The sequence below is a fragment of the Microbacterium sp. ABR10 genome (assembly GCF_057812175.1).
This window is the reverse complement of the sequence record NZ_CM173821.1, coordinates 2979368-3001931: the sequence shown is the minus strand read 5'-3', so window position 1 is coordinate 3001931 and position 22564 is coordinate 2979368. Positions and strand designations below refer to the sequence as shown.

The following is a 22564-nucleotide window of genomic DNA, read 5'->3' as shown; positions in this document are numbered from 1 at the left end:
GTTCTGCGTTATGACCGGTTGAGCGGGAGTCGAACGGAGTTGGGCCCACGCCGCCGGAGGCTCCGCGCGTCGCGCAGCGGCGCGTGGAGGGGCGGTGGGGAGAATCCCACACCCTCCGCCGGACGCGCTCCAGCACCCTACCCCCGCGAAGGGCAGCGGCTCAGCGCTGCAGCGGCGGAGCGGTCGAGCCCCGCACGTTCAGGCGCGGGCTGAGGATCACGCGATGGGTGGGCCGGTCCGGGTCCTGCATCCGACGGGCGACGAGGTCGATGGCCGCCTCGCCGACGGCGCGCCGCGGCGGGGCCACGGCGGTCAGCGCGGGCGTGAAGAGCTCGGCGATCTCGTCGTCGTACGCGACGATCGACAGGTCACCCGGCACCGAGATGCCGCGGTTCAGGGCGAGGTCGACGAAGGCCATGGCCTCGGGGTCGGAGTGCACCACCAGGGCCGTGACTCCGTTGGTGAGTGCCGCGTCCAGGGTCGCGTCGACGACCGCGGAGAACTCGGGGCTGGTGCGGGGCGGCAGCATGGATTCGAAGTGGTCGCTCGGGGTGAGCCCCAGCTCGATGCAGGCGGCATGCCACCCTGCCGTGATCTTGCGCGAGGTGGGGGAGTCACGCGAGATGATGAGGCCCACACGCCGGTGGCCCAGCGCGGCGAGGTGTCGCGCAGCCAAGACGGCCCCGAGGGCGTGGTCGGTGGTGACGGATTCCACGGGTGCGCCGCCCGGCGACGCCGTCGCCTCCCGTTCGACGAGCACGCTGGGCACGCCGGTGTCGATCAACCACTGCACGACGTCCTGGGCATGTGCGGTGTCGGTGTTCGGGGCCACGATGAGGCCACGCACTCCATCGGTGTGAACGAGGCGCTCGAGAACGGGCCGTTCGTCCTGCAGCTCGTAGGAGGCCCCGCGCAAGACGACGCCGAGGCCGAGACGGGCGGCCGCGGCCTCCGCACCGCGAACGACTCCTGGCCAGTAGTAGTTCAGCGACGGCACCAGCATGGCGACGGACGCGGGCGGTGAGACGGAGACGGGCGGGGCTGCGTCCGACGCCGGAGCCGACAGACCTGCCGCCGGTGCGACGGCACCCCCGTGCACACGCTCCAGCAGTCCCTCGGATTCCATCTGAGCCAGGTCGCGCCGCAATGTGACGGGTGCGACCCCCAGCTCGTCGACGAGCTGCGACACGCGCACGGCTCCTTCGCGCCGCAGGATGGCGAGAACGTGGGCGCGACGTTCCGCGGCGAGAGGGGCCGTAGCCTGGTTCGTCATCGGATTTCCTCGGTGGTTGCAGGGTGTGTTTCGAAGGTTACGACCACGTCAGGGTGGTCGGAGACGTCGAGTTCGAGACGGGTGAGGCTCGTCCCCCACACATCGGTGAGCAGCGGGTCCTCCAGGGTGCGTCGGGTCACGGTGCTCCTCACGCCCGCGGGCCAGCGGATGACGACGGGTGTCGCACCGGAGAGCGGACGGACGGACGCCGTGGCGCCGCCGGCGTCGACGTCCACTTTGCCAGCGAGCACGAGGTGCCACCGGTGAGCCGCTCCGACGGCGCTGCGCCATTCGTCGCGAACCCGGACGCGGCCTTCGCCGAACGAGACATGGCGTTGCCAGGACGCGGCTGCTCCGTCGGGGTACGCCCCGGCCAGGTCGGCGGACCATTCGACGGTCGCCTCGTCGAGGGTGACGGTGACATCGCGGGCTCGGTACTCGGGACCGGGACTCTGCTGCCGCCCGTCGATCACGGGTGTGTTGTGCCAGGCGCTCTGCATCGTCCAGATGTCGTATCGGTCAGGTCCGAAGGTCTGCTTCGTGTACGTCGGCCTCCCGACGTCGACGACGACGGGAACGCCGTCCGAAGCGAGGACGAAGCTGCCGACGTCGTTGTGGTTGTGATGCTCGCCGTTGTGGCCTCCCTTCACCGCCACGGTGAGACCGGCCGTCGAGCCGCTCCGGCCGCGCGCGAGAAGCACTTCGGTGGACGGCAGCCACACGCGATCGATCAGCGGCGGCGGCACTGCCGGGGCCTCGATCCAGTCCGTATCCGTCATGCCGCGCAGGAGCCTGCCCAACCCGAAGGTCTCCGTCGCGGCGGGGACTCCGGGCCGGCGGTGGCTCGCGGCGTGAGCGACGGCGTCGTCATCCCCGACGGCGCGCGCGCTGCGATGCAACGCGTGCCAGGGCTGGTCGCTCGGTGGCTTCGCCTGTCCGTCCGCGAGATTGAGGTACCAATCGCCGCCGAGGTGCGAGCGGTGCGGGAAGGCGACGGTCGCCGACAGCGCCGGTACCTCCGCGGCGTCGAGGTGGCCATCCGTGGCGAAGGACACCACGTCGAGCGCTTCCAGTGCCCGGCATGCGCCGTTCCACCAGTATCCGTAGCCCTCGTCGATGGCACCGTCGAGGGGGAGGGCCGTGACGTACCGGTCCATGCCCTCGAGAGCGAGGGCGATGATCTCGCCGCGTTCTTCCCGCTCGCCCGGTCCGTCGAGCAAGCGAAGCGCGGCCGTGATCACATTGCCGTGGATCCAGGGGTTCCAGTTGTGCACGTCGCCGTCGAGACCGATCCAGTGCCAATCCCTGCGCGTCGTGAACGGATCGAAGACGCGTCGACGAACCTCACGACGGACTCGGGCTCGTACTCCGGGATACGCCGTCTCCAAAGCCTCACCCACGAGGTGGTCGACCCACGCGAGCTGCGCCGCCACCTCTCCCGCTCCGAGGTCGAGGAACGGCCTGTCCGGGATGGCGAGAACCGAGCCGACGGCGTGGGCGTCGTCGTGTGCCGGCCAGCACCACGAGGTCTGCTCGCACAGCAGCCAGACACCGTCCAACACCTCGTCGAGCCAGCGTCCTTTCTCCGTGACCGCGGCGGCGACGACCGCGCGGCTCAGCCGACGCTGACGTTCGAAGACCACCGACTCCCAGCTCTCTCGATCCCCGTCGCCGTGCACGCGTGCGGCTGCGCTCGCGAGCGCAACCGGCCAGCTCGTGCCGAGGTCGTCCGAGGCTCTTGAGAGGACCGCCGCAACGGTGGACTGATCGGCGGTTCCGTGCGCACCCCACACGGCGCGATCGTGCGCGGGCGCGACGGGGAGGGCATCCTCGGGCGGCCGCAGAGTTCGTCGAAGGGCATCGGCGAGGTTGTCGCCGGCACCGACGGCATCCTGGGCGCGCCAGAACTCCGCGAGGACGCCGGAGTACGCGGCGTGTGAAGAAGGGGTGAGCGTCATTGGTCCCATCCTGTAAACGATCAGAAGTGATCATAACAAACGCAAATCGACGTTGCAATGAACGAAACGCGTTGATACGCTCCTGAAACGGTCGCTTGAGGCGAGTTCAAAGGAGATCCCGTGTCCGTTGCATCGCACCCTTCATCCAGCAGCACGAGGTCCTCGTCGTTCGCTCCTGGGTGGACGCGCGGTGACTGGACGGACTTCGCCGATCGCCTCCTCTCGGCCGCTCGCGAATACGCATCCGAGAACAACGCCCGCATCACCTTCCCGGGCGCTGAGGGCGGGTACGGCCGAGCCGTCGACGGACTCGAGGGGTTCGCCCGCACCTTCCTGCTGGCCGCGTTCCGGCTCACCGGCGACGACGGTCACGGCCTGGAAGATCTTGCGGCGTTCTATCGCCGCGGCGTCGCGGCCGGGGTCGACCCCGTAGCCGCCGACCGGTGGGTGCGAATGGACGAGCACCCCCAGGCCAAGGTCGAGGCCGCATCGCTCGCCGTCGCGCTCGACATGACCCGGCCGTGGATCTGGGACCAGCTGGACGCCGAGACCCGGCAGCGCGTCATCGACTACCTGGCTCCCGTCGTCGGCGACGACACCTACCCGAAGACGAACTGGCTGTGGTTCCGTGTCGTCGTCCAGACCTTCCTCCGTTCCGTCGGGGGACCGTGGTCTCAGGACGACCTCACCGCAGACCTCGCGCTTCACGACCAACTGACGCGGGCGGACGGCTGGATTTCCGACGGGTTCGAGCGCTCCTACGACCACTACGTCGGATGGGCGCTGCACGTCTACCCCGTCCTCTGGCCCCGCATGCGGGGGGCTGCGGACCTCGCGGCCGGGCGCATCGCCGATGTCGCCGCGCTCGACCGCTATCTCGAGGACGCCGTGCGGCTGGTCGGTGCCGACGGCTCGCCCCTGATGCAGGGGCGCAGCCTCGTCTACCGCTTCGCCGCCGCCGCTCCGTTCTGGGCGGGGGTCCTCGCCGGTGTCCGCTCGACGTCCCTCGGGTCGCTCCGCCACGCGGCCGAGAAGGTCGTCCGCCACTTCGTCGACGTCGGCGCACCGGACGAGCGGGACATCCTCACGCTGGGGTGGCATGGCGAATGGCGCGACCTCGCGCAGTCCTATTCCGGACCCGGGTCACCGTACTGGGCCGTCAAGGGGCTGCTCGGCGTGATGCTGCCGGCCGACCACCCGGTGTGGGCCGCCGAAGCGGAGCAGCTCCCCGTCGAACGTGGTGACTACCTCTGCGCCGTCGCGGCGCCCGGGTGGGTCGTCTCGGGAACGGATGCCGATGGCATCGTCCGCATCGCCAACCACGGCACCGACCACGCCCTCGAGGGGGCGCTCGTCGGGGATTCCCCGCTGTACGCCCGGATCGGGTACTCCACGGCCACGGCGCCGCTGGCGAACGAGCGAGCGTGGGAGGAGCCTCTCGAGCAGAGCGTCAGCATCGTCGACGGACGAGGCCGTGCCACCCACCGGGCCGCCATGTGCCTCATCGACACACGCGTTCAGAACGACGCCGGTGGGCACGTCGCGATCGCGGCGTCCGTATCCGCCGCGCACTGGATCAGCGCGGCCCCGGCCGTGCACCGACACGGCTCCGGCCTGGTCGGCGAGGTGGAAGTGGCCGGCGTCGTCGAAGTGCACTCCCTCCTCCGCGGGCCCTGGGAGATGCGACTGACCCGTGTCGTCTCCCTCGAACCGCATCTGAATGCTCGGGAGCTCCGCGTGCGAGTCGGCGGCTGGGCTGTCTCGGGGGATGACACGGACTCCGACGTCGACGGCGCTCAGGCGCTCGCCCGCTCCGGTGCCGTGCGCAGCTCTCTCGTCGCCCTCCACGCCGAGGCCCGGGCGCGAATCGAACACCGCGTGGATGCCAGCCCCCTGGGTCCCCGGTCCGCCGTCCCCGTCGCCGAGCACCCCCTGCTCGTCGGGGAGTGGCTGCACGCCCTCATCGGGCTCGCCGCCGACGACGACGCGCCCAGCGCGCTGTCCGCGTCGGTGGAACACGACGGGACACATCTCGTCACCATCACTTGGCCGGATGGCACGGTCACCACAAGTCGTCTCACACAGACCGGCATCACCGCTGTCGCGAGTCGATAATCCCGAGGGTCCCCGAAGGTGGGGTGCCCGACCTTACGAAGGAGTAACCAACAATGAAGCGCACGTACGCTGCCGCAGCCGGCGTCATCACTGTCGCAACGCTCTCGCTCGCCGCTTGCAGCGGCGGGTCCAACGGCGACGCCGCAGAGCCCGGTGGTCCGGTCACCCTCACCCTGTCGGGGTGGGCGCTGGACACCACCCCCGAATTCCAGTTGCTCGCCGACGCGTTCTCGGAGAAGAACCCCGACGTCACCGTCGAGGTGACGGGCTACGACGCCGCCGACTACAACACCCTTCTCACCACGGATCTCGCCGCCGGGTCCGGACCCGACATCATCACTCAGAAAGAGGTGAAGTACCTCCCGACCCTGGTCGAGGGTGGACAGCTCCTCGACGTGTCCGACGTCGCACTGTCGGACGAGATCGGTGGTGCGTCGTCGTACCAGGTCGACGGCACCCAGTACGCCGTGCCCTACCGACAGGACTCCTGGGTCCTGTTCTACAACAAGGCCCTCTTCGCCCAGGCCGGCGTCGCCGAGCCCGACGGGAGCTGGACGTGGGCTGACTACGACGCGGCCGCCGCCCAGCTGACCGACGGTCTCGCAGCGGCGGGCAGTGCCGCGAAGGGCACCTACCAGCACCGCTGGCAGTCCACCGTCCAGGGGTTCGCCAACGCGCAGAAGGACGGCGACATCCTCAGCGGCGAGTACGACTACATGGCCCCGTACTACGAGCGGGTCCTCGCTCTCCAAGACGACGGTGACCAGGTCAACTTCAACACCAGCACGGCCAACCAGCTGACCTATCAGGGCGAGTTCGGCACCCAGAACGCCGCGATGCTCCCCATGGGCACCTGGTACGTCGCAACCCTCATCGCCCAGCAGGCGTCGGGTGACGCCAACGAGTTCGAGTGGGGCATCGCGCCGATCCCGCAGGCTGACGCCTCCACCACCGGTACGGACAACACCCCCGTCACCTTCGGAGACCCGACCGGCTTCGGCATCAACGCGGGGATCGCCGACAACAAGGTGCAGGCGGCCAAGGACTTCCTCGCGTTCGCCTCGAGCGAGGAGGCAGCCCAGTTGCTCGCCGGCATCGGTATCACTCCCGCCCTGTTGACGGACGGGGTCGTCGAGACCTACTTCAGCAACGAGGGCGCGCCGCAGGACGAGCTGTCCCGCTTCGCCTTCGCCGAGCACGACACGCTCCCCGAGAACCCCACGTCGAACAAGGCTGCTGCCATTCAGAACATCCTCCTCGACATGCACTCGGCGATCCTCTCCGGATCGACCCCCGTGGATGCTGCCATCACCGACGCGCAGAACCGCGTCGCCAACGAGGTCGGCCTGGGCTGATCTTCCCGTGGCCGGCTCACCGACGTGTCGGTGAGCCGGCCACCCCACCTACCTGCCTGGAGGCACTCATGGCGAGCATCGCCGCCACCGACCACGGAACCGCCCCGCAGCCGCCGGTCGCGCCCGACCGTCGCCGACGGTCGCGGCTGAAGATGCGCAACACCCTCGTCGGGTGGAGCTTCATCCTTCCGAACTTCCTCGGCTTCGGCCTGCTGACGTTGGTCCCCATCGTCGTGCTGTTCTACATGTCGTTCACGAACTGGAACGTGTTCGGCAAGGCCGACTGGATCGGTTTCACCAACTACCAGCGGCTGATCGGCGACGGAAGCTTCCAGATCTCCGTCATCAACACCCTTTACTACTCCGCGCTGCACATCCCCCTGACCATCATCGTGTCGCTGGGGCTGGCCCTGCTGCTGAACAACAAGCTGCGCGGGGTCGCCTTCTTCCGCACCGCCGCGTTCTTCCCCTACATCACGTCCATCGTCGCGATCGCCGTGGTCTGGAACCTGCTGTTCAGCCCGGAGTACGGCCCCATCAACGAGGGCCTGCGCTTCCTCGGCATCCAGAACCCCCCGGGCTGGCTCACCTCGCCCGAATGGGCCATGCCCGCCGTCGTCATCGTCAGCACCTGGCGCGACATGGGCTACTACATGATCCTCTTCCTGGCGGGACTGCAGACCGTGCCCCGCGAGCTGCACGAAGCGGCCCGCATGGACGGCGCGAACGTGTGGCAGCGGTTCGTGAACGTCACCATCCCCTGCCTCCGCCCCACGATGTTCTTCGTCACCGTGATGCTGACCATCAACTCGTTCAAGATCTTCGATCTCATCCTCGTGATGACAGAGGGCGGCCCCGGGCAATCGACGCTCGTGCTGTCGCAGTTCATCTTCCGCAAGGGATTCGAGGAGAGCCAGTACGGCTACGCCTCCGCGGCGTCGGTCGCCCTGTTCTTCCTCTGCATCATCGTCACTGTCGTGCAGTTCGTGTGGAACAAGAAGCGGAGCACCTGATGGTCGGCACAGTCACCCCCACGCAGGACCTGAAGACGGTCAGCATCGTCGCGCCGCCCCCTCCGCGTCGCGGCCTGTTCAAGCTCGCCGGCGGCGGTCAGCGTCCCGTCGACGCCCCGCCCCTGACGCCGGCGCGTCGAGCGGCTCGGATCGCGGGCTACGCCGCCCTCATCGTCTTCGCCGCGGCGCTGCTCATGCCGTTCTTCTGGATGGTCATGAGCTCGCTGAAGTCCGCGAACGAGGTCTTCTCCATCCCGCTGCGATGGGTCCCGGAGACCTTCATCTGGCAGAACTACGTCGACATCTGGTCGCAGTCGAACATCCTCACCTGGATCCGCAACACGCTCTTCCTATCGGTCGTCGTGACGGCGTTGCAGGTGCTGACCGGCTCATTCGCCGCGTACGGGTTCGCGCGCATCCGATTCCCCGGCCGCGACGTTCTCTTCCTGCTGTACATCGGCACCATCGCCGTGCCGTGGCAGTCGTACATGATCCCCCAGTTCATCCTGCTGACGAACTTCAACGTCACCAACACACTGTGGGCCGTCGTGCTCTTGCAGGCCTTCGGCGCCTTCGGAGTGTTCCTCATGAAGCAGTACTACGAGACGATCCCCGAGGAGCTCTCCGAGGCGGCACGGATCGACGGACTCAGCGAGTACGCGATCTGGCGCAAGATCATGCTGCCGCTGTCCGTCCCGGCGCTGGCGAGCCTGACCCTGCTCACCTTCGTGAACACCTGGAACGACTATCTCGGGCCGCTGATCTACCTGCGGAACCCCGACCTCTGGACCATCCAGTTGGGTCTGCGCAGCTTCGTCAGCAACCTCTACGACACCAATTACGCGCTGCTGTTCGCCGGTCTCACCATTTCGGTGATCCCCATCGCGATCATCTTCCTGCTCGGCCAGAAGTACTTCGTCGAGGGCATCGCCACCAGCGGGCTCAAGGGCTGATCATGAAGAACCTCGTATCCCACGACACCTGGTCCGGCATCATCGGCATGCTGTACCTCGGCCTGATCTCCAACGTGCTGCTCGCCGTCGGAAGCGCGCCGTTCCTCATCCTCCTGATGACGACGGATCCCGCGCTCTCCTGGCCGATGCTCGCGCTGACGATGCCCCTGACAGCCCCGGTCATCGCGGCCGTGTTCCGCGCGTTCCGCGAGCACTCGGGGGTGGGACTCGGGCCGATCCGTGGCTTCCTGGCGGGCCTGCAGGCCACCTGGCGCCGCGCCCTGGCCATCGGTGCGCTCGCCTCGGTCGTGCTCGTCATCGTCCTCGTCGACGTCCGCTTCCTGTCGGACTCGACCGTGGCGGTGTACACCGTGCCGCTGCTGGCGGTGGTCGCGATCCTCACCGTGAACACCGCCGTGGTCTCGCTCGTCGCGCTGGCCGAGGTGCCCGAGGCGCGGCTGCGCGACCTCTTCAAGGCCGCGCTCTATTTGGGACTCCGACGCTGGTACCTCAGCGCGATCTCGCTGGTGGCGCTGATCGTGCAGGGCGGTGTGTTCGCCTCCGCGCCGGCGATCGGCATCGGCGTCACGGCATCCGCGGCGTTCTACCTCGCCTGGACCAACGCCCGCTACACCCTCCGTCCGGTCCTGGACCCCGCACCCGTTCCCGCACGCTGATCCCCCCACTTCGAGAAAGACGCTGATGACCTTCACCTCACCCACGACCCGGACCTCTCCGGCCGTGTCGACCGAGACGGCCATCGCCGCCGCTGTGGCAACCGTCGAACGCAACACCGCCACTCTCGGGGCCGCCTACCCGGACGACACCACCACCGACAATCGATACCACCCGAGGCCCGCCCACGGATCCGTCCCCGAAGGAGGCAACCGCGGCTGGACGACGAGCTTCCGGACCGGGCAGCTGTGGCTGGCGTGGGAACTCACGGGCAACGACGTCTATCGGCAGGCCGCCGAGGCCGACGTCGCGGACTTCGGCCGCCGCGTCCGCGACGAGATCGACCTGGACACCCACGACCTGGGTTTCCTCTACACCCTCTCCGCGGTCGCCGCCCACCGCCTCACGGGCGACGAAATCGCACGCGCGGATGCCCTCCTCGCCGCTGACCACCTCATGCGGCGTTTCCTCGAACCGGCAGGTGTCATCCAGGCCTGGGGAGACCTCTCCGACCCCCTCCAGCGGGGCCGTACCATCATCGACAGCCTCATGAACATGCCGCTGCTCACCTGGGCGGCGGAAGAGACGGGCGACGAGCGCTACTCCGACGCGGTCCGGCGTCACACCGCTCAACTCGAGCAGAACATCCTCCGACCCGATGACTCCACCTTCCACACGTTCTACTGGGATGCCGAGACGGGTGCGCCGCTTCGCGGTGCCACCGAACAGGGCGCGTTCGACGAATCGTGCTGGGCGCGGGGTCAGGCGTGGGGCGTCTACGGGTTCGCGATGAACTACGCCGTCACCGGCGACGAGCGCCTCCTCGCCGCCGCCCGACGGTGCGCCGAGTACTTTCTGCGCCACCTGCCGGCCGACGGTGTGCCGTTCTGGGACCTCGTCTACACCGACGGCAGCGACGCCCCCCGAGACAGCTCATCCGCCGCCATCGTCGTCTGCGGGCTGCTCGAACTCGCCCAGGTCGAAACCGATGCCGCGCGGGCAGCCGAGTGGGCGGCCCGCGCGCACACCATCCTCGCCTCGCTCATCGCGAAGTACACGCCGGCGACCCCCGAAGACGCGGACGGGCTCATCCTGCACAGCGTCTACGACCTGCCGAAGAACGTCGGTGTCGACGAAGCAACCCTGTGGGGCGACTACTTCTACCTCGAGGCGCTCATGCGCGTCGCCCGTCCGGAATGGAAGAAGTACTGGTGAGGCTCGTCACCCACAGAACGCCATCGGGAACGCGGCCGGGGGCGGTCCTGAGCACCGCGCACGGAGATCGTCTGGTCGATCTGGGCGACGTCGCCGCCGGCGTCTTCGCTCTGATCACCGATGACGAACGGATGCGCGCGGCACGAGCGCGCTGTGCGAGCGCGGTCGTCGAGGACCTGCCCGCTCTCGTCCCCGGTGACCTGGAAGCCCCCATCGTCCCGGGCAAGATGCTGTGCCTCGGCTACAACTACCGCGGCCACACGCCCGACGGTGTCGATCCGACCGCGGACGACCCGGAGTATCCCGACGTGTTCGTGAAGACCCCCAACACCTTCGCGGGGCCGAACGACGCCGTCGTCATCCCCGAGGGGGCGCGCGACGTCGACTACGAGGGCGAGCTCGCCGTCGTCATCCGCACCCGTGCGCGCAACGTCTCGATCGAGGACGCCATGTCCCACGTCGCCGGGTTCACCATCCTCAACGACGTGTCCGACCGCGCATGGCAGCGCCGGCAGAGCCAGTGGGCACTCGGGAAGTGCTCCGACGGGTTCGCGCCCATCGGACCGTGGATCGTCACGACCGATGACGCCCCCGACCCGCAGGACGTCCTGGTCGAGGTCGTCCGGGACGGCGAGGTCACCGTCTCCCAGTCCACCTCGACCACCATCTTCAGCGTCGCCTTCGTCATCTCGCACATCAGTCAGGTCCTGACCCTCGAGCCCGGCGACATCATCTCCACGGGGACGCCGCAGAAGCTCGCCGAGGCTCAGGCGGGTCATCGCCCGCTCGCGCCGGGCGACGCGGTCACCGTACGCATCTCCGGCATCGGCGAACTGACCACCACCTTCATCGCGGCGCCGTCGGAGAGCCCAGCCGCCCAATCGCTCCCGGAGGGCACCGCATGATCCTCGACACGTTCCGCCTCGATGGCAAGGTCGCACTGGTGACGGGGTCGACCCGGGGCCTGGGACAGGGCGCCGCCGTCGCGCTCGCGGAAGCCGGCGCCGATGTCGCGCTCCTCGACCGCGGGGACGCGAGCGACACCGCCCGACTCGTCCGCGCCACCGGTCGACGAGCCCACCTCATCCGTCGAGACCTCGTCAGCGCCACCCCCGGAGAGCTCGCCGGCGCCGTCGACGAGACCCTCGCGGAACTGGGCGGTCTCGACATCCTCGTCAACAACGCCGGCACGATCCGCCGCGCGCCCGCCGCGGAGCACTCGGCGACCGACTGGGACGAGGTCCTGGCCATCAACCTCGATTCCGTGTTCCACCTGTCGCAGGCCGCGGGGCGGCACATGATCGCGACCGGGCGCGGCCGCATCATCAACGTCGCCTCGATGCTGTCGTTCCAGGGCGGCATCCTCGTGCCCGGGTACACCGCGTCCAAGCACGCCGTCGCGGGCCTGACCAAGGCACTCGCGAACGAATGGGCCGCCGCGGGTGTCACCGTCAACGCCATCGCCCCCGGCTACATGGCCACGGACAACACCGCGCCCCTGCGTGCCGATGAGGACCGAGCGGCATCGATCCTCGCTCGGATCCCGGCCGGCCGCTGGGGCGATGCATCCGACCTCCAGGGTGCGTTCGTGTTCCTCGCCTCAGACGCAGCTTCCTACCTGACGGGCGCCGTCATCCCCGTCGACGGCGGCTGGCTCGTCCGATAACCGCCCCCACCGACCACACAGGAGACTCTCGTGACAGAGACGCACATCCCCCAGCGTTACGCGACCAATCCCGCCCAGATCCCGGGCCTGACCACTCAGCAGCTTCGCGACACCTACCTCATCCCGGAGGTCTTCGTGCCGGGTGAGATCCGGCTGACCTACACGCACCACGACCGGGTGGTCCTCGGCGGGGCCGTACCCGCAGGCGCAGAACTGCGGCTGACCGGATACCCCGAGATCCGGAGCGAAACCTTCCTCGAGCATCGCGAACTCGGCGTCGTCAACGTCGGCGGCGAGGGTATCGTCGTCGCGGACGGCGAGGAGCACACCCTCGTCAAGGGCGCCTGCCTCTACCTGGGACGCGGCGTCGAGGACGTGCGGTTCCGCGACGGCGACGGCGGTGCCGACGGCGCGCAGTTCTACCTCTTCTCCGCGCCCGCCCACACGACGTATCCCACGGCGCTGGTGTCGCCCGGCGAGGGAACGGTGCGGGAACTCGGCGATCAGCTGACATCGAACCGTCGGACGCTGAACCAGTACATCCACGAGAACGGCATCAAGAGCTGTCAGATCGTCATGGGCGTGACCGAGCTGCATCCGGGGTCCATGTGGAACACCATGCCCGCGCACACCCACGACCGCCGGACCGAGTGCTACCTCTACTTCGACGTGCCCGAGGACGCGCGCGTGGTGCACCTGATGGGCGAGCGCGAAGAGACCCGGCACCTGCTCGTCGCCGATCGACAGGCGGTCATCTCTCCCAGCTGGTCGTTGCACTCCGGCGTCGGCTCGGCCGCCTATTCCTTCGTGTGGGCGATGGCGGGCGAGAACCAGGCGTTCGACGACATGGATGCCGCGCCCATCACCGACCTGCGATGAACGCTCCGAGACCCCGCACGCTCCTCGCCGTCGGAGAGACCATGGCGATGATCGTGCCGAGCGTGTTCACCTCGGTCGTGGACGCGGCGTCTTTTCTGGTCGAGGCCGGGGGAGCGGAATCCAACGTCGCGACGCACGTGGCGAGCGCGGGGCACCGGGCGGTCTGGTTCAGCCGCCTCGGCAGTGACCCTTTGGGGCACCGGGTCGCCCAGCAGCTGAGGTCTCGCGGAGTGGACGTGAGCACGGTCGGGTGGGACGACACTCGGCCCACGGGCGTCTACGTCAAGAACCCCGGCGCCGGAGTCACCTACTACCGGCGGGGCTCGGCTGCGTCCGCACTTTCGCGCTCGGACGCGGATGACATCGACCTCGCCGGCGTCGACGTGCTCCACGTGTCCGGAATCACCGCGGCGATCTCCGACACGGCGCGAGAGTTCCTCGAGCAGCTGATGAGACGCGCGCGCGAGGCGGGCGTTCGCATCTCCTTCGACGTCAATCACCGCCTCCCCTTGTGGGACGCAGCAGCCGCAGCGCCCGTGTTGCTGGCGCTCGCCCAGCGGGCGGACACCGTCTTCACCGGCCGCGACGAAGCAGAGACCCTCTGGGCGACGGCGACCGCCGACGATGTCCGTGCCCTGCTGCCCGACGTCGACGAACTCGTCGTGAAAGACGGCGATGTCGGCGCCACGGCGTTCATCGGAGAGGGTCGCGTGTTCGTCCCCGCGCTCGTCGTCGACGTGGTCGAGCCGGTCGGGGCGGGCGACGCCTTCGCCGGGGGCTACGTGGCTGCGCTCCTGTCGGACGCGTCGACGCGGGACCGGCTCACGGCCGGGCACGCCTTCGCCGCGCGAACCCTGATGTCCCTCACCGACACCGTGGAAGGAAGCTACGCATGAGTGCCGCGGAAGCTGCTCGACTCGAAGAACTCTTCGCGGGATCCCCGCTGATGGCCATCCTGCGAGGGATGGGGATGGAACGGTCTCTGCGCCTGGCCGAGACGGCCTGGGAGCTGGGAGTGGAAGCCGTCGAGGTTCCCCTGCAGACCGAAGAAGATGAGCGAGTGCTGCGCGAGCTGGCGACCCGGGCCGCGGCGAACGGCCGGAGCGTCGGAGCGGGGACGATCCTCCACCCGGATCAGGTCAGCGTCGCCCGCGCCGCGGGTGCGGCCTACCTCGTCTCGCCGGGACTCGATCCGCGCGTCGTGGACGCGGCGCGAGCGGCGAACCTGCCGATCCTCCCGGGGGTGGCGACACCCAGCGAGGTGCAGCTCGCCGTGTCGCTGGGCGTGGTGTGGATGAAGGCGTTTCCCGCGACGTGGCTCGGGTCCGGATGGTTCCGGCATATCCGCGGTCCTTTCCCCGACGTCCAGTTCGTCGCGACCGGGGGTCTCGACGCAGCGAACGTGACGGATTTCCTCGACGCCGGCGTCCGCGTCGCCGCCGTCGGATCGGCTCTCGAGGACGCCGCGCAGCTGGAACGACTCGCGGACGTCCTCCGCTCCCGGGCGTCGCTGACGCATTGACCGGGACACGCGATTCGGGAGGGTGGGGGCATGGGTGGACAGGACGGCGTCGAGACGCTCGGCTTCTCTCCGTGGTCTTTTTGGGAGTCGGCCTCCGATGAGGCGAAGCAGTCTCAGAGGGAGCGATTGCTCGCCCTCGCCGAGCGGGGCGACCGCACCTTCGCGGAGGACGCGTTCGTTGCGGACACCGCGGCGGTGGACAACGACGTCCTCCACCTCGGTGAGCGCTCGTACATCGCCGCGGGCGCGTACCTGACGGGCGAACTCATCGCCGGCAGCGACTGCAGCATCAACCCCTACACCGTGATCCGCGGACGCGTTCGCCTGGGCGCGGGCGTCCGCATCGGGGCGCACACCTCCCTCCTCGGGTTCAACCACTCGATGGAACCGGGCACCCCGGTCTTCCGACAACCGCTGACCTCGAAGGGGATCGTCGTCGATGATGACGTGTGGATCGGGTCTCACGTGGTCATCCTCGACGGCGTCATGGTCGGTGCCCACTCTGTTCTCGCCGCCGGCGCCGTGGTGACGAAGGACGTCCCCTCCGGGGCCATCGTCGGGGGGAACCCGGCGAAGTTCATCCGATGGAGAGTGGCGCCGGCCGAGGCGGCGACCCATCGGTCCCGGGATCTGGCGATCCGGTTGCGTGAGTTCGCCGAACACGCCCGCGCCGACGCGGAGACGATCCTCGCTCGTGCCTGGGATGCGGAGTCGGGCGTCTACTCCGATCGTCCCGGGGTGGATCCGTCGTTGCGCGCTCACTGCGACGCGGTCGAGGTGGCGCGACTGCTTCTTCCGGGCGCCCCGCCGCAGCTGACCTCCCACCAGCATCGAGCCCGGCTGGCGGCGACGCAGCGCCCCGATGGGCGGATACCTTCCCCCGGCGTGCATTCCGCTCCCGGGAAGCCGTTCAACGACGCCGATGCGGCCTATCACGTGCTGAGTGTCGGCTACGCGATCGACCTGCTCCGGGGTCAACTGCCGCACGCGGTCAGCGAGGCGACGAGGATGACCCCGGCGGACATCTCGGGCTTCTGCGAGTCGCTCCCCTGGCGCACGGACCCCTGGGACGCGGGCCACCGGGTTGACGCTTTGGGAACGGCATTGCACTGGGCGCTTCGCTCGGGACATTCCGTCCTCCCCGGCGCCGTCGAGAGTCTCCTCGGATGGCTGACCACCCGCGCGGACTCCCGAACCGGGATGTGGGGCGATGCGGCATCCGGGGGGGACCTCCTGCTCCTCGTGAACGGCGCCTACCGGACGACTCGCGGAACCTACGCCCAGTTCGGCATTCCGCTGCCGCATCCGACCGCCACCATCGACACCGTCCTCGAACACTCCGCGAACGAGGCCTACTTCACCGCGGAGACCTATGACGCCTGCAACGTGCTGGACGTCATCCATCCGTTGTGGCTCACCCGGGAAACGGGCCATCGATCAGATGAGACGCAGGCTGTGGCGAGGCGGATGCTGGAGCACGCCCTCACGATGTGGGCACCGACGCGAGGGTTCGCCTTCCGTCTCCAGGACTCCGCGGAGCAAGGACGATGCGGGCTGCAGGGGACGGAGATGTGGCTCGCCATCATCTGGTACCTCGCCGACATCCTCGGTGAGTCTCAGCCTCTGGCCTACCGTCCAAGAGGCGTGCACCGGCCCGAGCCGGCCGTACGGATCACCCGCTCGGGAGTGCACATCATGGGGTGGTGACCCCCCGTCACACCGGTGCGGCGGAACCGGCGGGGTCGTGGGGGCCACGCGTCGCACTGGAGCCGCGCGGCCTCAGCTCCGGCAGAAGGAACGTTCGTTGGCGTGGTCGTGTCGGACCGCCGGTCAGTCGCCCGAGCATCAGTTCGACGGCCACGCGCCCGACATCCTGCTTGGGCGGCCGCAGCGCCGTGATCGGCGGTTCCGCGCTCTCCGCCACCTCATCGTCGTACGCCATGATGGCAAGTCGATCCGGCACCTGCCATCCGTTGTCCCGTGCGTACTGCTGCACCAGGACCGCCTGGCGGTCCGAATGGATCAACAACGCCGTCGTCTCGGTCGACAGGCACCGGGAGAGCACCTGCTGGATGACGTCGTCTCGATCGTGGCCGTCCATCGCTTCGAGCGCGAGGTCCTGGTCCACCAGGCTGGTCAGACCGAGGTCCTTCACGGCGCGCTCCCACCCGCGACGCAGCGGCGCGGACGTGGGGGAGTCGACCGAGGTCACGATCCCCACGCGCGTGTGTCCGAGGGAGGCCAGATACTCGCCCGCCAGGATGCCGCCGTGCGTGTGGTCCGTCGTCGCCCACTCCAGCGACGTCAACGCCAGGGATGACGGCGCTCGCCGCTCGGCGAGGACCACCGGTATCGGGAGCGAGGCCAGCCAGTGCAGCAACGCGATGCCGTCGGGCCCGGTGGTGTCCGGTGCGACGATGAGGCCGTGCAGATACCCCGACTCGATCAGTGACGTGATCTGGCGGCGCTGGTCGGCCGGAGAGTAACTCGCTGCACGGAGGATCAGCTGGGATCCGCTCGTGGTCGCCGCCGCACGCGCCCCGATGATGATCTGGGGCCAGTAGTAGGTCAACGACGGCACCACCATCCCGATTCGGAACAGCGGCGTTTCGGCGACGGCGCCCGCGCGTGGCACCGTCGCATCCAATCGGCTGCGCAGCGTCGCGCCGCCGTGGACGCGGGTGAGCAGCCCGCGGTCGGCCAGGGAGGAGATGTCGCGGCGGACGGTCAACTCGGCGACGCCGAGCACCTTGCTCAGTTCGGACACGCGAACCGAACCGGACCGTCGCAGCTCATCCAGGATGCGCTCCTGTCGAGAGAGTCCGAACGCAGGCGAGGCGGGCTTCTGCGCGTCCATCGGACCTCCTCGTCCACCCACGTCGTCTCGATTCTATGCATCGACGTTCGAGCGCGATCGGTGCGAACACCCTGCTCGCCGGTTCGGGTGCATCGAGGCCCTGCCCACGATGCCGGCAGGGCCTCGATGCTCTTCTCGGGTGGGACTCGTCCTCAGCGGCAGGTCGTCGCCGCTACATCGATCTCCTTCGCGAGCTGCACTTTCTGGCCGTCGATCTCCGCGCTGGCGGTCATCGTCACCGCCTGCGCGGGGATGGACGCGACGCGCGTGCTGAACGCGGCCGATGCCTTCTTGCCGGGGTCGAGGGAACCGAAGTCCTTCTTGCCCCAGGGAGTGGTCACCGTCACGGCTGCCGGGACGGACTCGTCGTTGGCGGCCGTGGCCGTGACGAGGACCTTCCCCGCGACGCACCGGGTGCTCATGGTCACGGCGACGTCCAGCTCGGGCTCGGGCGGGGTCACGTCGGCGACGGCGAGCCACGAGATGACGGGCTTCTCGCCCCCGGCACCTTCGTTGGTCACGACGTACTCCACCGTCGCGGCCTCGTCGAGGGTGAAAGTGAGCGTCGAGGACAACGGCGTGCTCGTCGCCGACAGGGGGACGTTCCCCTTCGCCAGCTCGACGCCCTGCGCGGACACGGTGTGGTTCATCGTGCGGTTCAGGCCCCACCACTCGGTGAAACCTCCGGTCAGTGCGTAGGTGCCCGCCTCGAGGGGCAGTCGGTACGTCAGTTTCGTCGTGTCCTGGTAGAGCCCCGTCGAGAACTTGTCATTGACGTCCGTGCTGCCTTTCACCTTCATCCCGTCGGCGACGTAGCCCCACTGGGTGGGTGCGGTCGAGACCTGGTCGACCTTGTCGTTGATCACGCCGGGCACCGACTTCTTCACCGCCGTGTACTGCGGGGAGTCAGCTCCGCCGGTACCCGAGTCGATGTAGTAGACCAGGCCGGTCGGGACGATCTCGTAGGAGGCGACGACCCTCTGGCCGCCGTCGGAGAGGCGTCCGGACAGGACGAGCTTCGAGTACTCGCTCCGCGGCTGCTCGGCGGACACGGCATCCCATTGCACCGCCTTCTGCGATCCGGCGATCTCGACCGACGTGGGCAGGGCGTCGTTCACCCCGAGCGCACCCTGCATACCCACATCGCGCGGGACGCTCTGCACGAAGAGCAGGGCCAGGCGAGCGTTGTAGCCGGAGGTGCCTGTCGTGCCGAACTCCACCGCGACGACGGTGTCGACGTCGACGGTGATGGAGTGCGAGACGGTCGTCGCCGCGCCCTGCGAGACGGCGGATTTCGTGGTCGAGGACGACCCGGCGGTGACCTTGGCGTAGATGTTGGTCGTCAGTCCGGCCCGTGGTGCCTGGACCGCACCGATGTTGTAAGAGCCGGCGGGAAGTGTCAGGTAGTAAGTGACGGGCTTGTTGAAGTCCGCCCCCACCCACGACGATGCCCAATCCTGGGGAGTCCCGGCGCCGAGTGCGGTTGCTGCCGTGGCGTAGCCCCACGTCTTGCCGGCGGTCTTGCCATCCCACTTCTGGTCGGCGCTGTCGTTGCGCAGATCATCACGACCCGCGACCGCGGCGTATGCCGAGCCCGCGGCGGCACCGCTCGAGCCGGAGTCGATGAAGTACTCCAGGTCGGCCGGAACGACCAGAACGCGTGCGGTGATCCGCTGATAGACACCGGAGTCGACCTTCTGCGTGGAACGCCCGGTGGCGACGAAGCTCCCCAGCTCAGCCGTTCCCGCGGCGCTGGCCAGCGATCCCTGCGTCCACGTGACCGGCACATCGGCGCCGTTCATCTTCACCGTCTTCGGGAGGGCCCGGTCTTTCGAGGTGATGCTCAGGGCGCCGAGATCGAGGACGTCGGGGCTCACGTCTTTCGGCGTGAGCTGGTCGCCGGCGGCGATCAGGCGCGCCGCGATGGCCGAAGCCCCCTCCGCGTCGAGGCCGAAGGCGACGGGGTCGGCGACAGCGGCGCGGGCGTCTGTCAGAGCCGCCGAGAAGAGCGCCCACGACTCGGGCGTGTACTCGGCCTCCACCGCGTCGTCGACGGAGTCGACGGCTTTCGCCAGCGCGGCGGTGTCGACCTTCCCCGAGGCGGCTGTCGCCTGGATCACGCCGACGGCATCGACGTTGAGGGAGTTGTCGTTCGCCGTGGAGAGCGCGACGGTGTGTGCGCCGTTGCGGAGCCCGCGGAGCTGGAAGGTCGTGCGCTCGCTTCCCGCCGACCACGTGGGTGCGGCGGCGGCGACGGGGACGCCGTCGACGGTCACGTTCAGCGTTGCGGAGCCGGGGTTGGTGCCGATGATGTCCAGTCCCGTGCCGCTGAAGGCGTACGACATCGTGGCGCCCCTGGCGGTGCTCTTGGATGCGGTGCGCTGCCACTCGAACATGCCTTGCCCGTTGACGTGGCTCCAGTTCGCGTCGAAATCGAGCACGGGGACCGAGGTGTCGTCCCAGCTGGTCTGGTGCATGCCGTCGATGATCGAGCTGTAGTAAGGCGTGTAGCCGGGGACGGTCTCCACTTTGAGGTTGTCGAACTGGACGAAGGTGAAGCTCGAACCCAACTGGATCCGACCGGCCGACTGCGGCGCGGTATCGGTGAAGGTGGAGACCTCGACCCCGTTCACGGATGCCGTGTACACCGATCCCGCCACCTTCACGGAGATGTTGTTCCACGAGCCGGTGCCCGGCCTGAACGCGACGGCGGCGCTGTTGGCGACCGTACCGCTGGCGAGGGTCGTGCCGAACCGCATGAACGTCCACGCTCCCGTCGAGTCCACTCGCAACTCGGCAGCCGAGACGTTCTGACCGTTGGCGGTGCCACCCTGCTGACGTGCGCCCACCGTGGCGTACGGGGTGCCGCCGGCCTCGAACAGGACATCCGTCGAGACGGTGTAGTTGGCCCACCGCGCGTCGCCGATGGTCGTTTTCGGGTCGCCGCCGTTCCACGCGCCGCCGTTCATGCCGGGACCGACCTGCTGACGAAGGACTCGGCGGTGCGCGGGATCGGTCGTCACGACGGACTCGAACGCACCGTTCGTGTCGTTCGTGTAGCGCGGGGTCACCCCCAGGTCCTCCGGCTGGGTGGCGGGCGTACCCTCCGGCTGGGGGCGTGCTCCTCGGCTCTCCAGGAAGCTCTCACCCGTGTCGAGGAGTTGGCCCGAGCCGGGGTCGTAGCTCTTGATGGTGCCCTGTTCGGTGTACTCGAAATCGTCGGCGTACAGGACGTCGTCGTTCGTGACGCCGTTGGTCACGCCGCTCGCGTCGGTGTCGAGCACATCTCGACCACCGTCGGGGTCGGTGTACTCGGGGCTGGACGGGAGGGAGCTGCCGTACCCGTCCTTCGCCACGACGGATCCGCTGCTCGTGGTCGTGGCGTGGTCCAGGGTGGTGAGCGTTGCGGCGGAGAAGGGCTTCACCTCCACCGTGTAGGTCGACGTTCCGTCGGGCTGCAGCTCGGTGACCGGGATCAGGTAGTTGGCGTCGTACGCGTCGCCGGTGTCGGCTGCGCGTGTCTCCCACACCTCGGCGGTCTTGTCCGCACCGAGGTCGAGGTCCTTCGCGGTGATCCGGTACGTCTTGGTGAATTTGCTGTCGTTGATGATGACGGTCGAGAAGTCCGACGCGTCCGGAGAGGCGAGGGTGGTGTACGACGCCCCTCCCGCTCGTGCGCCGCTCGGCGGGTTGCCGGTTCCCAGCTCACTGCCGGAGGCCTTCGGGATGGCACGCCAGACACCCGCGGTGTTGTCGTCGTTCTCCCATCCGAGCGTGGCGAACTGGGTGAAGTGCTCGATGACCGACAGGCCGCCGTCGTAGTACATCCATCCCGACCACGGCTCGCGGGCGTTGACCAACTCCTTGGAGGAGTACTGGAAGCCGTCGTAGAAGGACCCGATCACGGGCTGGAAGATGTTCAGTGTGCGGCGAGATGCGGTGAACCCGGTGGTCACCCAGTTGCCCATCTCGAGGGCACTGTTCGTCCCGCCGAACTGCGTGCCGACTCCGCCCTGCTCGTCGCTGTTGCTGTTGTTCGGGCGGTCCGCCGAGTTGGAGAACGTCGACTGCCCCTCCGAGTTCCAGACCTCCTTGTCCAGCTGCTCGGCCACCTTCTTCATGTTGCCCGCGCTGTCATCGGCGCTGGAGTAGTGGAAGCCGACCACGTCCACGGCGTCACGGAGCGACGAATCCGCCGGGGCGGTCATCGCGTTCCCGAACGAGACGGGAGGGGTGCCGACGGTGTCGGCGGCGACGGTCTCGATGGCCGTGTACAGCTCGCGCTCCTCCTCCGAGGCGAAACCGTTGTTCGGGTCGGTCGAGCCCGCCCCCTGGAACCCGGTGGTGTCGTTGCGCAGCCATCCCGAGAAGTCCTTGTACAGCTGGATCTCCGGGTTGGTGGTCTCGTTGGTGTCCGGATTGATGGAATCGATCATGAAGCCGAACTCGCGGTAGGCGGCGAGGACGGTGTTCTTGAACCAGACGTATTGCTCTTGATGGTTCGTCACCCACGTCGGGCGCTGCCAACGGAGGATGCTGACGTGCACGTCGCCGTGGGCGACCAGCTTCGCGTCTGCCGCGAGCTGGAACCCGGGCTCGCGCAGGACGTTGGGGTATTCGTCCCTGGAGCGCATCGTCGCGGGGTTCGGGCCCGTGGAGGTGTTCCTGTCGTTGCCCATCTCGATCTTGACTGTGTTCATAATGGGGTGATCACCACCGAACAGCGTCTCGATCATCTCCCAGTACTTCTCGGGGTGCTGCGCCTTGTAGTCCAGCAGCAGGGCGCTGGTCGAGTTCGCGGTCAGGACACCGAAGCCTTTGAACGTGAGGCCGTTGCGGTTCTGTGCCGCCGCGGCGACGTCGGCACCGTCGATGGTCACGGAAACCGGGTCGGCGCCCGCGGCGACGGCGCTGGTGGGGGGTGCGATGAGCGATCCCATCACCACCGCTGCGGCGGCGGTGAGGGCGCAGGCGAACCGGGCGGATGACGCTTTCGTCATTGGAGGTCCTCGTCGTTGAAGGAAGCCCATTCGGGGGTCGTCGGTAGCAGACCACAGGTGAGCGCTATCCGGTAGACAAACGA

General features: G+C 68.5%; 16 protein-coding genes. 12 read left to right on the top strand and 4 right to left on the bottom strand.

The features are described 5' to 3' along the window. Positions 1 to 160 precede the first annotated feature (160 nt). Together ACXKZF_RS13965 and ACXKZF_RS13960 are read right to left on the bottom strand one after the other, a co-directional pair. Positions 161 to 1273, bottom strand: a complete 1113-nt coding sequence (locus ACXKZF_RS13965) for a substrate-binding domain-containing protein (RefSeq protein WP_055951265.1) — start codon at positions 1271 to 1273, stop codon at positions 161 to 163. Next, complete coding sequence (locus ACXKZF_RS13960; RefSeq protein ID WP_488984591.1) at positions 1270 to 3231, bottom strand: heparinase II/III domain-containing protein; 1962 nt, start codon at positions 3229 to 3231, stop codon at positions 1270 to 1272. The genes ACXKZF_RS13965 and ACXKZF_RS13960 overlap by 4 nt, the downstream gene beginning before the upstream one ends. A 120-nt stretch (positions 3232 to 3351) precedes the next feature. On the opposite strand from ACXKZF_RS13960, the gene ACXKZF_RS13955 reads away from it, so the two are divergent. The 12 genes from ACXKZF_RS13955 to ACXKZF_RS13900 all read left to right on the top strand — a co-directional run bounded on the left by ACXKZF_RS13955 (position 3352) and on the right by ACXKZF_RS13900 (position 16331). Further along, entirely contained in the window at positions 3352 to 5346 is a 1995-nt protein-coding gene (locus ACXKZF_RS13955) for a DUF2264 domain-containing protein (protein WP_488984590.1), read from the top strand. A gap of 53 nt (positions 5347 to 5399) precedes the next feature. Then, a complete protein-coding gene (locus ACXKZF_RS13950) occupies positions 5400 to 6701 on the top strand; it encodes an ABC transporter substrate-binding protein (RefSeq protein ID WP_055951257.1) in 1302 nt (433 codons plus the stop codon). Positions 6702 to 6769: 68 nt separating this feature from the next. Continuing rightward, positions 6770 to 7714: a carbohydrate ABC transporter permease gene (locus ACXKZF_RS13945; protein WP_055951256.1), complete on the top strand. Its 945-nt coding sequence runs from the start codon at positions 6770 to 6772 to the stop codon at positions 7712 to 7714. Next, positions 7714 to 8667 carry a carbohydrate ABC transporter permease gene (locus tag ACXKZF_RS13940; RefSeq protein WP_082484756.1) on the top strand — a complete coding sequence of 318 codons (954 nt, stop codon included), beginning with the start codon at positions 7714 to 7716 and terminating at the stop codon, positions 8665 to 8667. The genes ACXKZF_RS13945 and ACXKZF_RS13940 overlap by 1 nt, the downstream gene beginning before the upstream one ends. Before the next feature lie 2 nt (positions 8668 to 8669). After that, positions 8670 to 9344, top strand: coding sequence for a ferredoxin-NADPH reductase (locus ACXKZF_RS13935; RefSeq protein ID WP_488984589.1), 675 nt, complete (start codon positions 8670 to 8672; stop codon positions 9342 to 9344). 25 nt (positions 9345 to 9369) lie between these two features. Then, on the top strand, positions 9370 to 10557 hold the full coding sequence (locus ACXKZF_RS13930; RefSeq protein WP_243223572.1) for a glycoside hydrolase family 88 protein: 1188 nt from the start codon (positions 9370 to 9372) through the stop codon (positions 10555 to 10557). Next, on the top strand, positions 10554 to 11462 hold the full coding sequence (locus tag ACXKZF_RS13925; RefSeq protein ID WP_488984588.1) for a fumarylacetoacetate hydrolase family protein: 909 nt from the start codon (positions 10554 to 10556) through the stop codon (positions 11460 to 11462). The genes ACXKZF_RS13930 and ACXKZF_RS13925 overlap by 4 nt, the downstream gene beginning before the upstream one ends. Beyond that, the gene (gene kduD / locus ACXKZF_RS13920; RefSeq protein ID WP_243223571.1) at positions 11459 to 12223 is read left to right on the top strand and encodes a 2-dehydro-3-deoxy-D-gluconate 5-dehydrogenase KduD; all 765 of its coding nucleotides are present in this window, start codon (positions 11459 to 11461) and stop codon (positions 12221 to 12223) included. The genes ACXKZF_RS13925 and kduD overlap by 4 nt, the downstream gene beginning before the upstream one ends. Before the next feature lie 30 nt (positions 12224 to 12253). Continuing rightward, positions 12254 to 13102, top strand: a complete 849-nt coding sequence (gene kduI / locus ACXKZF_RS13915; protein ID WP_082484755.1) for a 5-dehydro-4-deoxy-D-glucuronate isomerase — start codon at positions 12254 to 12256, stop codon at positions 13100 to 13102. After that, positions 13099 to 13998: a sugar kinase gene (locus ACXKZF_RS13910; RefSeq protein WP_488984587.1), complete on the top strand. Its 900-nt coding sequence runs from the start codon at positions 13099 to 13101 to the stop codon at positions 13996 to 13998. The genes kduI and ACXKZF_RS13910 overlap by 4 nt, the downstream gene beginning before the upstream one ends. Next, positions 13995 to 14624 (top strand): bifunctional 4-hydroxy-2-oxoglutarate aldolase/2-dehydro-3-deoxy-phosphogluconate aldolase, encoded by a 630-nt coding sequence (locus ACXKZF_RS13905; RefSeq protein ID WP_488984586.1) that lies wholly within the window; start codon positions 13995 to 13997, stop codon positions 14622 to 14624. Before ACXKZF_RS13910 ends, ACXKZF_RS13905 begins: the two co-directional genes overlap by 4 nt. A 30-nt stretch (positions 14625 to 14654) precedes the next feature. After that, positions 14655 to 16331, top strand: a complete 1677-nt coding sequence (locus tag ACXKZF_RS13900) for an acyltransferase (protein WP_488984585.1) — start codon at positions 14655 to 14657, stop codon at positions 16329 to 16331. A 7-nt stretch (positions 16332 to 16338) separates the two neighbouring features. On the opposite strand, the gene ACXKZF_RS13895 is transcribed toward ACXKZF_RS13900, so the two are convergent. Next, entirely contained in the window at positions 16339 to 17481 is a 1143-nt protein-coding gene (locus tag ACXKZF_RS13895) for a substrate-binding domain-containing protein (RefSeq protein ID WP_243223567.1), read from the bottom strand. A 152-nt stretch (positions 17482 to 17633) separates the two neighbouring features. Further along, positions 17634 to 22481 (bottom strand): 3-keto-alpha-glucoside-1,2-lyase-like domain-containing protein, encoded by a 4848-nt coding sequence (locus ACXKZF_RS13890; protein WP_488984584.1) that lies wholly within the window; start codon positions 22479 to 22481, stop codon positions 17634 to 17636. Between the last annotated feature and the right edge of the window lie 83 nt (positions 22482 to 22564).

What these genes read in the sequence shown, in the direction of transcription:
- ACXKZF_RS13965 (WP_055951265.1), bottom strand. Translation starts at nt 1,273, where the DNA reads ATGACGAACCAGGCTACGGCCCCTCTCGCCGCGGAACGTCGCGCCCAC.
- ACXKZF_RS13960 (WP_488984591.1), bottom strand. Translation starts at nt 3,231, where the DNA reads ATGACGCTCACCCCTTCTTCACACGCCGCGTACTCCGGCGTCCTCGCG.
- ACXKZF_RS13950 (WP_055951257.1), top strand. Translation starts at nt 5,400, where the DNA reads ATGAAGCGCACGTACGCTGCCGCAGCCGGCGTCATCACTGTCGCAACG.
- ACXKZF_RS13945 (WP_055951256.1), top strand. Translation starts at nt 6,770, where the DNA reads ATGGCGAGCATCGCCGCCACCGACCACGGAACCGCCCCGCAGCCGCCG.
- ACXKZF_RS13940 (WP_082484756.1), top strand. Translation starts at nt 7,714, where the DNA reads ATGGTCGGCACAGTCACCCCCACGCAGGACCTGAAGACGGTCAGCATC.
- ACXKZF_RS13935 (WP_488984589.1), top strand. Translation starts at nt 8,670, where the DNA reads ATGAAGAACCTCGTATCCCACGACACCTGGTCCGGCATCATCGGCATG.
- ACXKZF_RS13930 (WP_243223572.1), top strand. Translation starts at nt 9,370, where the DNA reads ATGACCTTCACCTCACCCACGACCCGGACCTCTCCGGCCGTGTCGACC.
- kduD (WP_243223571.1), top strand. Translation starts at nt 11,459, where the DNA reads ATGATCCTCGACACGTTCCGCCTCGATGGCAAGGTCGCACTGGTGACG.
- ACXKZF_RS13910 (WP_488984587.1), top strand. Translation starts at nt 13,099, where the DNA reads ATGAACGCTCCGAGACCCCGCACGCTCCTCGCCGTCGGAGAGACCATG.
- ACXKZF_RS13905 (WP_488984586.1), top strand. Translation starts at nt 13,995, where the DNA reads ATGAGTGCCGCGGAAGCTGCTCGACTCGAAGAACTCTTCGCGGGATCC.
- ACXKZF_RS13900 (WP_488984585.1), top strand. Translation starts at nt 14,655, where the DNA reads ATGGGTGGACAGGACGGCGTCGAGACGCTCGGCTTCTCTCCGTGGTCT.
- ACXKZF_RS13895 (WP_243223567.1), bottom strand. Translation starts at nt 17,481, where the DNA reads ATGGACGCGCAGAAGCCCGCCTCGCCTGCGTTCGGACTCTCTCGACAG.
- ACXKZF_RS13890 (WP_488984584.1), bottom strand. Translation starts at nt 22,481, where the DNA reads ATGACGAAAGCGTCATCCGCCCGGTTCGCCTGCGCCCTCACCGCCGCC.